General features: G+C 45.9%; 14 protein-coding genes and 1 pseudogene. 5 read left to right on the forward strand and 10 right to left on the reverse strand.

Going from position 1 to position 12,711, the window contains the following annotated elements; translation table 11 throughout:
- The 3 genes and pseudogenes from C7H79_RS10930 to C7H79_RS10940 all read right to left on the reverse strand — a co-directional run.
- Positions 1-1,319: pseudogene (locus tag C7H79_RS10930) on the reverse strand (hypothetical protein); the annotation flags it as partial.
- Between the two features lie 6 nt (positions 1,320-1,325).
- On the reverse strand, positions 1,326-1,949 hold the full coding sequence (locus tag C7H79_RS10935; protein WP_106707304.1) for a hypothetical protein: 624 nt from the start codon (positions 1,947-1,949) through the stop codon (positions 1,326-1,328).
- A 44-nt stretch (positions 1,950-1,993) separates the two neighbouring features.
- On the reverse strand, positions 1,994-3,676 hold the full coding sequence (locus tag C7H79_RS10940; RefSeq protein ID WP_106707305.1) for a hypothetical protein: 1,683 nt from the start codon (positions 3,674-3,676) through the stop codon (positions 1,994-1,996).
- 386 nt (positions 3,677-4,062) lie between these two features.
- Between C7H79_RS10940 and C7H79_RS10945 the strand changes: the two genes are divergently transcribed.
- The 3 genes from C7H79_RS10945 to C7H79_RS10955 all read left to right on the forward strand — a co-directional run bounded on the left by C7H79_RS10945 (position 4,063) and on the right by C7H79_RS10955 (position 5,602).
- Entirely contained in the window at positions 4,063-4,410 is a 348-nt protein-coding gene (locus tag C7H79_RS10945; RefSeq protein WP_106707306.1) for a hypothetical protein, read from the forward strand.
- Between the two features lie 195 nt (positions 4,411-4,605).
- Complete coding sequence (locus C7H79_RS10950) at positions 4,606-5,031, forward strand: CBS domain-containing protein (protein ID WP_106707307.1); 426 nt, start codon at positions 4,606-4,608, stop codon at positions 5,029-5,031.
- Positions 5,032-5,041: 10 nt separating this feature from the next.
- Positions 5,042-5,602, forward strand: coding sequence for a hypothetical protein (locus C7H79_RS10955; protein WP_106707308.1), 561 nt, complete (start codon positions 5,042-5,044; stop codon positions 5,600-5,602).
- Positions 5,603-5,735: 133 nt separating this feature from the next.
- On the opposite strand, the gene C7H79_RS10960 is transcribed toward C7H79_RS10955, so the two are convergent.
- The 7 genes from C7H79_RS10960 to C7H79_RS10990 are packed head-to-tail and all read right to left on the reverse strand — an operon-like array spanning position 5,736 to position 10,038.
- Positions 5,736-6,218 (reverse strand): hypothetical protein, encoded by a 483-nt coding sequence (locus C7H79_RS10960; protein WP_106707309.1) that lies wholly within the window; start codon positions 6,216-6,218, stop codon positions 5,736-5,738.
- A 2-nt stretch (positions 6,219-6,220) separates the two neighbouring features.
- Entirely contained in the window at positions 6,221-7,315 is a 1,095-nt protein-coding gene (locus tag C7H79_RS10965) for a hypothetical protein (protein ID WP_106707310.1), read from the reverse strand.
- Between the two features lie 8 nt (positions 7,316-7,323).
- Positions 7,324-7,656, reverse strand: coding sequence for a hypothetical protein (locus tag C7H79_RS10970; protein WP_106707311.1), 333 nt, complete (start codon positions 7,654-7,656; stop codon positions 7,324-7,326).
- A gap of 13 nt (positions 7,657-7,669) precedes the next feature.
- On the reverse strand, positions 7,670-8,161 hold the full coding sequence (locus C7H79_RS10975; RefSeq protein WP_106707312.1) for a hypothetical protein: 492 nt from the start codon (positions 8,159-8,161) through the stop codon (positions 7,670-7,672).
- Complete coding sequence (locus tag C7H79_RS10980; protein WP_106707313.1) at positions 8,158-8,415, reverse strand: hypothetical protein; 258 nt, start codon at positions 8,413-8,415, stop codon at positions 8,158-8,160. The genes C7H79_RS10975 and C7H79_RS10980 overlap by 4 nt, the downstream gene beginning before the upstream one ends.
- Before the next feature lie 17 nt (positions 8,416-8,432).
- Entirely contained in the window at positions 8,433-9,176 is a 744-nt protein-coding gene (locus C7H79_RS10985) for a hypothetical protein (protein WP_106707314.1), read from the reverse strand.
- 7 nt (positions 9,177-9,183) lie between these two features.
- Complete coding sequence (locus tag C7H79_RS10990; protein ID WP_106707315.1) at positions 9,184-10,038, reverse strand: hypothetical protein; 855 nt, start codon at positions 10,036-10,038, stop codon at positions 9,184-9,186.
- Between the two features lie 157 nt (positions 10,039-10,195).
- On the opposite strand from C7H79_RS10990, the gene C7H79_RS10995 reads away from it, so the two are divergent.
- Positions 10,196-11,788 carry a hypothetical protein gene (locus tag C7H79_RS10995; protein WP_197714627.1) on the forward strand — a complete coding sequence of 531 codons (1,593 nt, stop codon included), beginning with the start codon at positions 10,196-10,198 and terminating at the stop codon, positions 11,786-11,788.
- Between the two features lie 9 nt (positions 11,789-11,797).
- Positions 11,798-12,709 (forward strand): hypothetical protein, encoded by a 912-nt coding sequence (locus tag C7H79_RS11000; protein ID WP_106707316.1) that lies wholly within the window; start codon positions 11,798-11,800, stop codon positions 12,707-12,709.
- The last annotated feature ends 2 nt before the right edge of the window (positions 12,710-12,711 follow it).

Here is a 12,711-nt window from a genome sequence, read left to right on the forward strand (position 1 = left end):
GCACACGCATATGCGATATTCAGCGTAGCCATACCAAAATAGTCATTTGGATTGATACCCGCAGGGTCATTTGATTTGACTGGAGCCCAAAAAGCATGAATCAAGTGAGAAGTTTCATTTGCACCAAGATTCAACTGCTCTACGAAAGCAATCGCGGCAGCAGGGTTAAGGTTTCCGGGCACATCGAATCGCAACTGGCGGTTAGTATCGAACGCCAGTTGAGCCAATTGCCCCAGGAGAGCCGCAGACTGAGAGCCACCCGATGAAATGTAGGTGTAATTGAACGGCGTATACTGCAATTTCTGCCGTGCAGCTACGTAGTCATCCGTTGAATAAGCGGTTCCACCTTCTACAAAGCATGTCAAAACACCCGATTTAGCCCATTTCTCCAATCCGCTCGTGTTGTATCCGTAGGCATCTGAGGTGGTTGCAACCACAGCAGTGCCGCCAGTCACACCAACCAACACTTCAACCAGGTCGGTTTGCGCAGATACCACGTCAGGCAGATAAGCAGATCCACCAAAATCATCTTTGGCATCCGCATTGAGCGATCCGGTGAATTCCTGAATCAGGATTCCTGACTTATCTCTGATACGCAAAGTGATAATGTCATTTGCGACCGCAGAACCACCCGTTTTCTTCTCATCAGCGCGAAACTCAACAATAATCCCATCGTTAAAGCACTCAACATGCTTCACCGCAAAGAAATAAGTGCCGACAGGCGCCTCTGATGTTGGGAGAATGGTGAGCTCTGGCGCCGTCGAGAATCCGGTGCCCGCAGCCGTTACAGTCACAGAGGTAATAACTCCGTTCGTAAACACCGGGGTTAGCGTGGCGCCGGTGCCGGGTCCGCCTACTGTGATTGATTCCGTTCCAGCATAATCAGTTCCACCACTCACAACGGTCACAGAAGTGATCGCACCGGCATTGACAACAGCCGTTAACACTGCGGGAGCATGTGAGGTTGTAAATGCTGGCGTGTCGGTTGAGGCGGTTATAACAGCCCATTTTATCAGGGCTGAGTTAGTTACCAATCGTTGCACAACCGCCTCATAAGCGCCATTATTAAGCGCTTCAACTACGTGCACCCAGGCTTCATTCAAAGCCGAAGCGCGGATTAGTTCGCCCTTCCCAAGTTTTTTAAGCACATTGCCGCGATCCACCTTGAAGGGTTTATCTATACGGCCACGTGCAGAGCGCATCATTATTGCTAACACCTGATCCTGATTGTCCTGTGACGGAACTTCAGAATTATCGCGCAGAGGGTTAAGTTGCACGCCAGATTCGGCACCCAGTTGTCTAACGAAAGTGGTAGTCATTGCTTATTAACCTCCGTTTTTGTTGCTGTTTGCGTGCGATTTGCCTGGCTTCTTGGAACTTCCTTTTTTATCAGGATGAGTTTCCGTGGTTTCATCGTTTGCTTGGGGTGGGGTGAGTTCATTTTCTACGTGCGGCTCTTTGCCTTCTTTGTCATCGTCAGGATTGGCACCCGGGGTTTCGTCCGAATGATCGGTTTTGCCGTCATCATTCTCTGAATCATCACCAGCGCCACTGCCTGATTCATCACCGGGCGGCTCTTTGCTTTCTGGCTCTAAATTCAGGTCAACTTCCGTCTTAGGATCGCTTGGCTGCTCATCCCTTGCAATCGTCTCGATAGTCATAACCACATATTCATGACCGTTTAGCGCGGCGATTTGTTGAACGCTGGATGCAAGTCGAACGAATTGATCTTCACTCTCTATCTGCACCACTTTTTTGTTGGATCCATCGGAAGCTGTGACACCACGAAGATAAAGTCCTCGCACTTCTGAGAGGGTAATATCGTGGGGCATGCGATTGACCGCTTCAACATCTACTGGATAAACGCATCCGGCAAACGCCTCAGCTATTAACTCGGCCACCCTTCCCGTTAGGGAAGGAGCGCCAAGTTCGACTCGTTTTCTAGTCATTCTGGTACTCCTTTCTCTTATTGCTCGGCTATCGAATGCTACGATTAAGGCATGTTGGTTACATTAATCAGTGCGCATCCGAGGGCTGCTTGCGGGAACGGATTAACCGTCGTGAAATTGCGCGCATAGAAAGCAGCGCCTTGTTTCAGATCGGCATTCAATGCCAGCGGCAGAACAGTTGGAGGCACAGCATCACCCAGTACGAAAGGATTCATTGGAACGCTGGTTGCTCGACCAAACCCCAGGATTTGTGAAGCGTTAGAGGTTTCAACGACCACTTTTGGCGTGTAGTAGACTTCATAGCGACCAAACAAGCGACCTATGCGGAATATTGAAGGACGTTCTGCGATACCTGATGGCTCGAAAACTTCACGCGACATTCCTTGTATGATTGCGGCCATCTTCTTTCCTACATAGATGTGGGTCATGCCGTGATCCATTGTGTCGATTGCCATCTGCTGAGACACAGCACCCAAAGCAGACGCCAAATCAATCATGATTTGTGACTTCAACAACTGCTGTGAACGTGCAGCCCAATCAAAGTCGAAGGTTGCCTGATTGTTTACAGCGATACGCTTGCCTTTTCTCAGAACTTCATAATGACGCTCGTTCGCAAACTGGGTTTGCACAGAGATAACGCCTTCGCTGTAAGCATCCAGACCCAATTCATTAGCGATTTGAGTGCGGCTGTCCATGGTTTGATAAGTGGTCACTCTCCATGGCTTTGCGTACAGTCTGAACGTATTAACAGCAGTCACGATTGACGGCGTTAATTCAGGCGCACGCTCAAAATCAAGGAAGCCCTCTACGATGACCGGCACGGTATCTGGCAGTTTTGGAGTGGTAGTCAGTGCATAAACGCCGGTATCGGTATTGATCGTTCCACCGATGCTGTAACTCGTTCCAGCAACGACTATGGTGCCGCTTACGGCTGAATTACCGGATCCGGTTGAATCAACTTCTTTCGCAGCAGGAATGCCGTTCACATAAACAATTGAGCGACCGCGCAGCAATTTGACGGTTGAACCGCCAGCGCATGTCTCGTCAGTATCCTGAATCGAGGTTAACGCGCCGGTCACTGCACCGGTGCCAGAATCAGGCATACTCTTATTCACGCGAGAAGATGAAATGTAGGAATCGCCCGAGTTAACGCCATCCAATGAACCGCCTTCAGCGTATTGACCAAAGGTATTGCCAGCGCGGTGAGACATGATCGCCAGAATGCCTTCGTTTGATCCGATATCTGCAGGGAGATAATGAGCAAACGGGATTGCATCTCCCATTGCTGACAGAATCGCAACAACAGCGCGGTTAGGTTGCAGTGAGATTTGATCGTGGTGATTTGAATCAGCAGAATCAAGAGTCGGTAACTTATGTTGTCTGCGTGCCGTGTCGGTCGTGGCATAAGCGGAATGAATCGCTTGCTCGATCACGTCAGCAGGTGCTTCGACGCCGTGCTGTGATTCGTACACGTTCACGCTATCCAGCAATGCTCGGGTAATGCGCGAAGAATCCTTGCTATCAACGTTATCCAGAACCACTTGAAGCTTTTCAGGAATCTTTATGCCGGTATTCTGATTGCTTGCTGTGTCGATAAAATCCATCGCAGCAGCGGAATCGAAAGTTCCAGACTTAATGGCATTTTCTTTCAGGTTATCAATAAACACTGCCACTTCCGCAGTCTTATTGTTCAGATATTCTTGATTTGTACGCTTGATGGTGGTCATTGTCTTTGGTCCTATGGTTTTATTCACACACCCGGACTAAAGACCGGGCAACTATCACCGGAATCAATGAGCTAAATCACACTGAACCCGATAGAAGCCCGTATTTTGAGAGTCTAATAATTTCTAAAATGGGAGTTTTTCCGCTTTTAGCTGGAAATGCTTACTTAGCATGTGACTTGAGCAAAGGATATAGCCTTCGCTTGAAGGCATAGGACCGGATACCTACTTCGATTCTTTTTTTATCTTAACTTCGCTGTATCATCAAAAAAGTATTTTTCCTACCAATAATTAAGAAATTTCTTACTATTTTTGTATTTAACTGAATCCGTAATAGTAGTCTTTAGCATCTTTTCATATTAACTACTTATTAATTATAAAAAAGGTCAATGAAGAAAGTTAACAAAGATGAAGAAGGCGATTACAGTTTAAAACTAAACCAGGACGAAATTATTTTACTTGTATCCGGGTATATTCCATATATTGTCTGTGAAAAAGATCCTGAAATTCCTGAAGGTGAATTTTTGTGGATTCACTATGCACCCGCAGAAAATGACATTATTCCACCTATTATTGATCCATTTCCATGCCAAATTTTATCATGTGGAGTTTTTGCGAATCGGCTTCATTTTCTTACGCTTTCACCTATAGAATTTAATCTCGACTTCTTCGATCTAATCGAAGAATTTAGAGATAATATGAAAAAATCAGATAAAAGCGTACGTTTCACCCTATGATAATAACCGCTTGCAATATGATTAATAAGCTATTTTATGCTCTGTACAATAAGTGCACTCTTCAACTATGACCCGCACTTAAATATTGCGCGTTTACTAACAAAATATATAGAATTAATAGTTTTAGTGTGTCATTCCAAGATTTTTAATATTTGATTTAATTCAAATATTTTTCAATTGATAAGGAATATTGTAATGTTAGTGACTGATTTAATGAATAAATATCTTATTACCATTGGATTAGAAGACAAGATATCGATAGTCAAGGAAATATTTGAAAAATATAATATTCACCACTTAGTTGTGGTCGAATCAGGAAAAGTTTTAGGAGTAGTCTCGGACCTGGATTTGTATAAGGCGTTGAGTCCAAATATTGGAAAAATAACAGAGACACTTAAGGATACCGCAACATTGAATAAACGTGTTCATCATATTATGAGCCGAAATCCTGTTGTGCTATCAACAACTGCAACTATCGATGATGTGATTCAGATATTTAGTACGCATAGTTTTTCATGTATTCCAATCGTTGATCACAACATGAAGCCACGAGGAATTATTACACTCAGAGATATAATAAAAGCTTTAGCCGAAAAAAAAATTAGAGCTTTAAATATATGATAATCAAAAAATGAATATAACCTTAAAAAATCTACATTGGATTAACTATATCGAATCTATACAGATAAATGATAAAGATCGATCATCACTTCAGTCGAAGTGGCGTATTTTTTCTCGATTTAAAATGCTCGAAAATGGCATACAACAATTCAAATTTTCAGGAGGCGAAAAACCGAATGAATTAATATTTGAGTTAAATTTGATGTCTGCTCATAGAAACTCGAATGAAATTAAAAAGCATAGATTAGAGAATTCCGCCGGCGCTTTAATATATTTAGGTGATAAATACAGCAATGATTTTATTATTAGCGGAATTATTGTTCTCAACGATGAGGTATATGATGAAGTGATACTATCAACTAGGTTCTCGACCTCTGTATATTCCCAACTTATTTTGAGTTTAAACGGTTTAGAACCCCCCAAATCTGGCAAAACCATTCCAATCTGGAATAATGTTAAAAACAAGAAATTGGAAATTGCACATGTGCAGACTACCTTTCATTATGGACATCCTGATTTGCCCAATTATTCTACCCGAAGCCATTTGGGAGCCTGGCTAAAATCGTTATAAGCTTTATTTATAGAAAAAGTATGTGAAAATGCTGGCTTAAAGCTACTGCGCTTCCCATGCAGAGCTAATTAACCTATACGTTCTGTGCGCGATACAATCATCAGTTCACTTAGTCCCCCAACAATTTAACAAATTAAATATCAAGATCACCACGACGATTAGCTACATAACGCATAGCAAATGGCGGGATATTGATAACCGTTTCCACGTCAACTATCTCAAATGCAAGTTTCACGTCGTCAGAAATAACCAGGTAAAAAACATCGCGCTTCTTGATTGTGAAGTTACCGGGCATTCCTGTTGGTGCTTCGGGCTCGATCAGAAATCGGAATTCACCGGCGAAACCATTATTGGCATCCTGACGGTCCATCATGGATGATGCTGAGAACATTTCGGCCTGTAGCGCATATCCGATACCCACAAGCTCGAACGAAACATCCTCTTCATCGTCAGCAGACATAACACCGACTCCACCCAGGGTAGGCATTCCACCTGACATAGACTCACCAACGCGATTAACGGTCTTTCTGAATACCTGGCATTCCCATGTATTAGGATGGTTAATGACGATGTTTCTTGTCATTCGATTAACCGCGCCTGGCACATTATTAAGCATGACTAACTACCTCCTAGTTTTGCGGCAATCTGTTTGTCTGTCATATTGAATTTGCGCAGTACCGCCAAGTCTGACGCTGATAGTTGACCCGATTCCAGTGCAGCCTCGATCTTTCTGGTAGCAACCGGTTTACGGGCAATTCTCTTGACCTTCTTGGCTGCATCATGAATGGCCTTCTTTTCTCTCGCCCTGGCACGCTCTGCCGCACGCTGATCACTGGTCTTGATGCGCGTAGCACTGGCTTTTTGTTTGTCGATATCCGCTTGCCGGGCATTGTGTTTGGCCGTGTTATCTTTTGAAGCGTGCAATTTCTCCATGTGTTTAGCAAGAAAGTTGAGCACGGTACCCGATGACTCCACTTCGGCCATGACTCGCAGCACATGCTTGCACGCAACACCTTTTAGATTCGGGTTCCTGATCTTTGGGAATCCCATTTCTTTCCGGCCAGCATTGAAGTTTCCTATGGTGCTGATATAACGGAACCAATATCGATGGCGGCCACAATCACAATCAAACGCGAGTTTTTGTTTTCTCAGCCAGTTGGCCATTTGCTTCGGGGTTTTGCTATCCCTGGCCTTGGAGGACATGAGACGATTGGCAGCTTCAGCGAATGCATTGAAACGCACCAATACATGGTGTCGGTTCACATCGGAATCGGGTCCGGCATTGGTAATAAATCTAATTTGACCATTCATGGCTGACGCCGGTACCGCCATAGTGATTTGTTTCTTGGCTCGATCCAGATCGGTTTCTGGTCCGGATCCTGGCATCGGCCTGGAAGCGGCTAAATCAATCACTTGCCGGGCAGTTATTCCATCGCCATTAAAGTTTCTTTGCGCTAACTTCATGTTATGACGGAATTGCGCAAGATCGCTGGTGGTAATTGGTCTTACCTGACCGCCCATGGTTGTCATTAGCACGCGACTTGCATCCCATTCACCCTGCACTTCATTCTTGGTAAGGATGATTGAACGCGGTGACTTTTCAGCCGCCTGGCGTTCGCGCAAATCCTCCCTGGCATTAGCCTTGGCTTCGCTGACATGCCCCTTCAGCCTGCCGATACTGGCTCTAATTTTTCCAAGTATTAAATTAGCCATGGCCGGGTTTATTCAGCCCAGGTTGGCGAGAAATTTTCTCGATAGGCGCCAATAGACTCGAACCCGGTACGACGTTTGATGGCGTATAACTGGCTTTCAGTGGGCAGAATGATGCGTTTTTGCGGCAAAGCCTGATCGAACATATCCAGACCGGCAGCAGCCATGACAGCAAGATACTCATCACGGCGACCGTATACGCGCTGAGATACCAGGGAAAGGTCGTAGGCTTCATCGGGCTTTGTTTCGTAGAATATGGCCGTCTCCCATGGCTTAATGCTATCTGCAAAAATCCTGACTTCCTTGTAGAAATCCTTGGCAGCTACGGAATTGTTATCGATCATCGAATGATGGCCTCTATATTGTTACGATCTGGCCGCGTGACAAAGCCAGTAATTGCTCAGACATGATTACAGCACTTTCTATGGTTCCCGCTCTAATTGCATACAGGCAAGTAGCAAGAGCGGCAATCTGACTGCACGTCACTCCGTCAGCAACGCGGAATACTGGGCCTGAATTATCAATGCCGTCTTTTTCAATTGATGACTCAGGGTTGGCTCGTGCAGCACGATCAGAGATAACCAGGCGAGAACTTTTGCCATCAACAGCAATGCCGGACTTTAAAGAGTAGAAAGCTGATATCGCCTGTTTGAGATCAAGATCCTCGAATAGACTATCGCGCGGTATATCGGGGTCGTTGGTAACAACCACGCAACCATCGCGCCGCTCTGTTCTGTATTCAGCTTCCGCACCAATAACAAGGATGTTCGTATCTTTGTATAAGGCAGAAAATAACGTACAGGCTCGACCGCCATATCCTGCGAACGTAGCCTGTATTTGCTGAATCATCTATGCTTCCGGAAGAGCTCACCAACCGGCATTGTCCAAACCGGCCACGAAAACACCAGGCAAATGAGGTTATATGGCCAAAATGCAATCACTGTCATGACCACAACACCTAGATTGCTGGCAATATCTGTCTTCTCATCCGGGTTTTTGAAGCCAAAATGCAAGACAGCAAACAAGAAAACCAAACCTGCAAGCAGGTAATAAGTAGCGACCTGCTTAATCAAGTCAATGTCAATTTCGTAAATGATATTCATCGTTGAGTCATCCATAATTAAGTTACCGTGGTTTGTTTATTAATCGGTTTGGCATCAAAATCCACCTGATCAACGACTGGGTACCCGGAAGGATCGAGGGGATCTCCTGGGGTTCCTTTGCCGTCATTGGGTTCGTTGTCTGCAGGCGCTTTGAATAGAGGCGTGGATGCTTTTAGAGTGAGATCAACAGCCAGGATCGTAAGATTCTTTGCTTCCGTTTTTATGGCCATAGCAGGAGAATCGGCGGATTCAATCTGCACTGGCCACATATCAATGAATCCGGCAAAGGTGTATTTCGCATCAAATCTGCGGTTAGGTGCGGAATCAATGTATAAAAGGAATTGTGAAGCGAGTGATTTGGCTGTGGGCTCATCATGTGCGGCAAATACTATCTGCGCACGGATATCACCGGCAATCGCCTGAAGTTTAAACATGCGCTCCTTGGCATCATCCGGAAACGTGAAAAGCACTTCCTCCGATATCTGCCTAGTGTAATCTCGTCCGGAGGGCACATAATCTTCGGCCACTGCAATAATAGTGACCGGCATATCTACCGGGTTAGTTGGCGTGTTATCTACGTCCTCTCTCTGCCAGGCAGCCAGCATATCTTCAATAACATCGACCATGCGCGATGGCGCCCATACGACACTTTTTGGTAATCCGCGAGCTATATACTCATTCAGAGACTTGGTAGTGGGCACGATCCCGTCATAATATCTGCCCATATACTCGCCAAAAGCCTTTTTGACCGGCTGAAACATACCCCGATTACCTCATGAACTTGTTAATCAACCGCCCAAATGTGGGGTTAACTTCATGCTCCTTGGTTTCTTTCTCGACCGGCTTTTCAAACGCTGGCAATTTCTCTACCGAGTGAAAATAATCACGGTCCTTTTGCATCATGTTGACAGGGTTTGTAGTCACTACTAACGGTGTTATTGTCGCGGCATCGAGAATAGAGTTTGCGTCGATTCCTTTGCCTGCCAACAGCGACAGGAATTGCTCATTCTCAGCTTGCAGTCTTTCAATAATCGCACTAGTAGCTTCGCGTTCTGAATTAATGCTATCCAGCAGCACAATCATTGAGCGCGCATGTTCTTCCTGTTCAGCGGCGTACACATCATCGTATGTGAGCTCACCAGTATTGCCGCTCAAAGCATCGTCAAGCGCAACACCTCGGAACGAGTTATTCAGGTAATTAGGTTGCAGAACGTAATCGAAGCCATAGAATTGCGGTCTTTTTTCATCGATTGCAGATGAGAACCCTCCCACTTTCTGAAAAAATAGTTTCTCTGCGACTTGCCCTGCTGCGGTATCCAGGAATTCAGCCTGATGCTCTACAATGCCGTCCATTGTTACCTTGAGGTGCGTGGTTACGAATGCCGGTTGCACTGGAACGTACTTGCCGCCATCTAAACCGCCTTCAGCCGGGTTCATTCCGAACCGGATTCTTGGGAAGTGACCGTAGTAACCAATCATACCTCTGGAATTAACTGTTTCCTGGCACGCATCGCCATTAACGTTATCAAAAATCCTCTGGATATTGAAGTTACGAGCCTGACCGGTGTATTTGCGGCCTCGTTCTTTAAGTGAATATCGGATCATGGGTGTAGTAGTTGGCATAGCTGACTCCATTCGGTGAATTTCTTCAATAATGCCGCCTATGTGTCAGCAAACTAGCTGTGTTTTTCCGTATAAGCGCTCTTTCTGCGGAAAATGCGAGGTATTTCATGACGTAACACACCCTAATATCTGCGCATCATTTGCCATCGTGTGACCTATGCCTACCTCAAACAATAAACTAACCAAAAAGCCCGGTTTACTCGCAAGCCTTGGAATACAGCGAAAGCGCTGGAAATCCGAATATTTAAGCCCCGCTCAGGAAATCCAACCTGCAGATACTTTCCTTTATGGATCAGGCATTACGACGATCGCATCCTTGCTTGGATCTGGCAAAAAATCAGCCAGGTCGAGACAGCAAATCTACAACAAGTGGAGTGAAATGGAGTCTGATGCAGTCGTATCATCGGCATTGAAGCTGCTTGTCACGTCAGCACTGGGTGGGCATGAGACAAACGGCGATATTGTATTTATGGAGACGACACCTGCTGCCAGCAAGGATAAAAGACTGATCCGGATAGTCGAAGAGACAGCCGAAGACTTACAACCCATATTCAACAGAATTGCATTTCAGACCGCGTATATAGGTGCGGTATTTGGTGATGCCTATGGCCGCGTTTACACGGATAACCGGGGCGTGATTGATGTCAGCACCGATGAAATGGTCAGACCGCCAATGGTGCAGCCGTTCGAACGTGGCAATCGCACGGTTGGTTATGCTGTTTTTACGGGCAGACGCAATTTTGAGCGGTTGGATGTATCGCAAATGGCTCGATTAAAAATGTCGCGCACACAATGGACACCTCAGTATGGAGTGGTTGAGAAATCGCTCAGGATTGCCATTACCGAGGATGATCTTAACGAATTACCCCTCATGCCAAGCATGGCCGGTGGTTCGCTCTTGTATAACGCGGAAGAGGCGTATAACAACTTCAATTCAACGTTACTTGGCATGGTCAGTCAACGATGGAAGGCATCGCTCGATCACAGAATTGTAGGGCTGCAGATGCAGAACATGACCAAAGAGCAACAAGACCGGTTTATGGCGTCAGTTGTTTCGATGTACAAGGATATTAAAGGAATCGTTGCCGAAGCTATAGAGAACGGCAGATCGATACCGGAAACGGTAACTTCAATCCTTCCGATGTACGCTGACAAGCAACTGGTTTCCATATCCAGCGCGGATAAATCAACCATGCAAAGCATCATAATCGACGACGTGATGATTCATGCACGCTTGCTGTCCGGCGCCATCGGTGTTGATCTGTCGATGCTTGGGTTTGCCGATCAACTGGCGGGTGGACTGGGTGAAGGTGGCTTTTTTAGAACATCCGCACAAGCCGCTGAAAACGCCCGGATGATCCGCTCATCACTGGCTGACATGTTCAACCAGATTATCGATATCCACACCATGAAGCGCTACGGCATTGTATTCAATGAAAGAGATCGTCCGTGGAGCATTAATTTCTTTGGCTCAATCTCTGCACTTGAAGCAGAAAAACAGCGTACCAAAGCAGACTCAATGAATTCCGGCTTGCTATTGGCTCAATCGATTCAAATGATGAAGGACATGGGCGCTACCGAAGAAATAATGGCTGAATTCCTGACCAAAAACATGATGCTGGATGACGATCAAGCTAAATTGTTTGCAACCATCGTTAAAGTGAAAAATGATCCGGAAGGCGAAGGCGGCGACTTTGGCGGCGGATTTGGTGGCAACAAAGGCAACTTTAGCGGCGAAAATAACCAATAGTGAGCAGGCATGAGTTTATATAACAATGTAGCGCAATCCCTCTCAAGAGGTGGATTAACCGGCTCAGTAATTGGCAGCGCCAGTTCCATTACCAATAGCATCGGCCAAAGAGCCGCAAGCATGATGGGCAATGGCGAACTAGCCAAAGCAATCGGCAGTATTGGCGCCGCTACCGGTCGGAATGTCGTTATTAACCAGATCAACAAGCACGTTCCTATCACGGCAAGACGCGGATTGAACGTTGGCGCCGGTGTAGTGGGCGATATCATGCGCGGCGATGTAAACGCTGCTGGTTTGCGCATACTCGATTCCGGGTTACTCAATAAACTTCTACCGGGTATGAGTGCTGCAGCTTCCCAGGCAATGTATTGGAGTCGTCCATCACCTTTATTTGGAGGCATTACTCCAACAGAAGCGCTAAGAATCTTTGAGACAATGCAATCAACCAGACTATCCAAAAAAAACTTATTCCTGATTGAGGCATCCAGCCGATTAATGGGTGACTGGGTATCACCCTGGCTAAACATGTTCGCAACAGAAATTGAGTACGCGCCGTATATCGTGGGCAGTGATAAACATAGAACGGGCGGCTCGACTATCGATTCAGTACGCACCAGCGATCCCGTTGAAATGCGTATTTCCACCATGGATGATCAGTTTGGCACCATAAAGAAGTGGTACGAACTTCACCACAGCAGCGCCGTAGCGCAGGATGGTACCGTTGGGTTACCTTCAATGTACGCTATCAAGTTCAACATTATTCATTCATTTGTTACCCGAGAAAGCACGCTGTATGGAGCGTATGAAAGCATCGGATGGTTCAGGCCGTCTAATCTTGAAATCAGCCTGTCCAGGCGCGAAGATGCTATGGCAGAGGTGCAAATGACATTCTCTCAAATAGACACGTTCATAAAAGCATAGGA

The organism is Nitrosomonas supralitoralis (assembly GCF_003011925.2).
Lineage (GTDB): Bacteria > Pseudomonadota > Gammaproteobacteria > Burkholderiales > Nitrosomonadaceae > Nitrosomonas > Nitrosomonas supralitoralis.

What these genes read in the sequence shown, in the direction of transcription:
- C7H79_RS10935 (WP_106707304.1), bottom strand. Translation starts at nt 1,949, where the DNA reads ATGACTAGAAAACGAGTCGAACTTGGCGCTCCTTCCCTAACGGGAAGG.
- C7H79_RS10940 (WP_106707305.1), bottom strand. Translation starts at nt 3,676, where the DNA reads ATGACCACCATCAAGCGTACAAATCAAGAATATCTGAACAATAAGACT.
- C7H79_RS10945 (WP_106707306.1), top strand. Translation starts at nt 4,063, where the DNA reads ATGAAGAAAGTTAACAAAGATGAAGAAGGCGATTACAGTTTAAAACTA.
- C7H79_RS10950 (WP_106707307.1), top strand. Translation starts at nt 4,606, where the DNA reads ATGTTAGTGACTGATTTAATGAATAAATATCTTATTACCATTGGATTA.
- C7H79_RS10955 (WP_106707308.1), top strand. Translation starts at nt 5,042, where the DNA reads ATGAATATAACCTTAAAAAATCTACATTGGATTAACTATATCGAATCT.
- C7H79_RS10960 (WP_106707309.1), bottom strand. Translation starts at nt 6,218, where the DNA reads ATGCTTAATAATGTGCCAGGCGCGGTTAATCGAATGACAAGAAACATC.
- C7H79_RS10965 (WP_106707310.1), bottom strand. Translation starts at nt 7,315, where the DNA reads ATGGCTAATTTAATACTTGGAAAAATTAGAGCCAGTATCGGCAGGCTG.
- C7H79_RS10970 (WP_106707311.1), bottom strand. Translation starts at nt 7,656, where the DNA reads ATGATCGATAACAATTCCGTAGCTGCCAAGGATTTCTACAAGGAAGTC.
- C7H79_RS10975 (WP_106707312.1), bottom strand. Translation starts at nt 8,161, where the DNA reads ATGATTCAGCAAATACAGGCTACGTTCGCAGGATATGGCGGTCGAGCC.
- C7H79_RS10980 (WP_106707313.1), bottom strand. Translation starts at nt 8,415, where the DNA reads ATGAATATCATTTACGAAATTGACATTGACTTGATTAAGCAGGTCGCT.
- C7H79_RS10985 (WP_106707314.1), bottom strand. Translation starts at nt 9,176, where the DNA reads ATGTTTCAGCCGGTCAAAAAGGCTTTTGGCGAGTATATGGGCAGATAT.
- C7H79_RS10990 (WP_106707315.1), bottom strand. Translation starts at nt 10,038, where the DNA reads ATGCCAACTACTACACCCATGATCCGATATTCACTTAAAGAACGAGGC.
- C7H79_RS10995 (WP_197714627.1), top strand. Translation starts at nt 10,196, where the DNA reads ATGCCTACCTCAAACAATAAACTAACCAAAAAGCCCGGTTTACTCGCA.
- C7H79_RS11000 (WP_106707316.1), top strand. Translation starts at nt 11,798, where the DNA reads ATGAGTTTATATAACAATGTAGCGCAATCCCTCTCAAGAGGTGGATTA.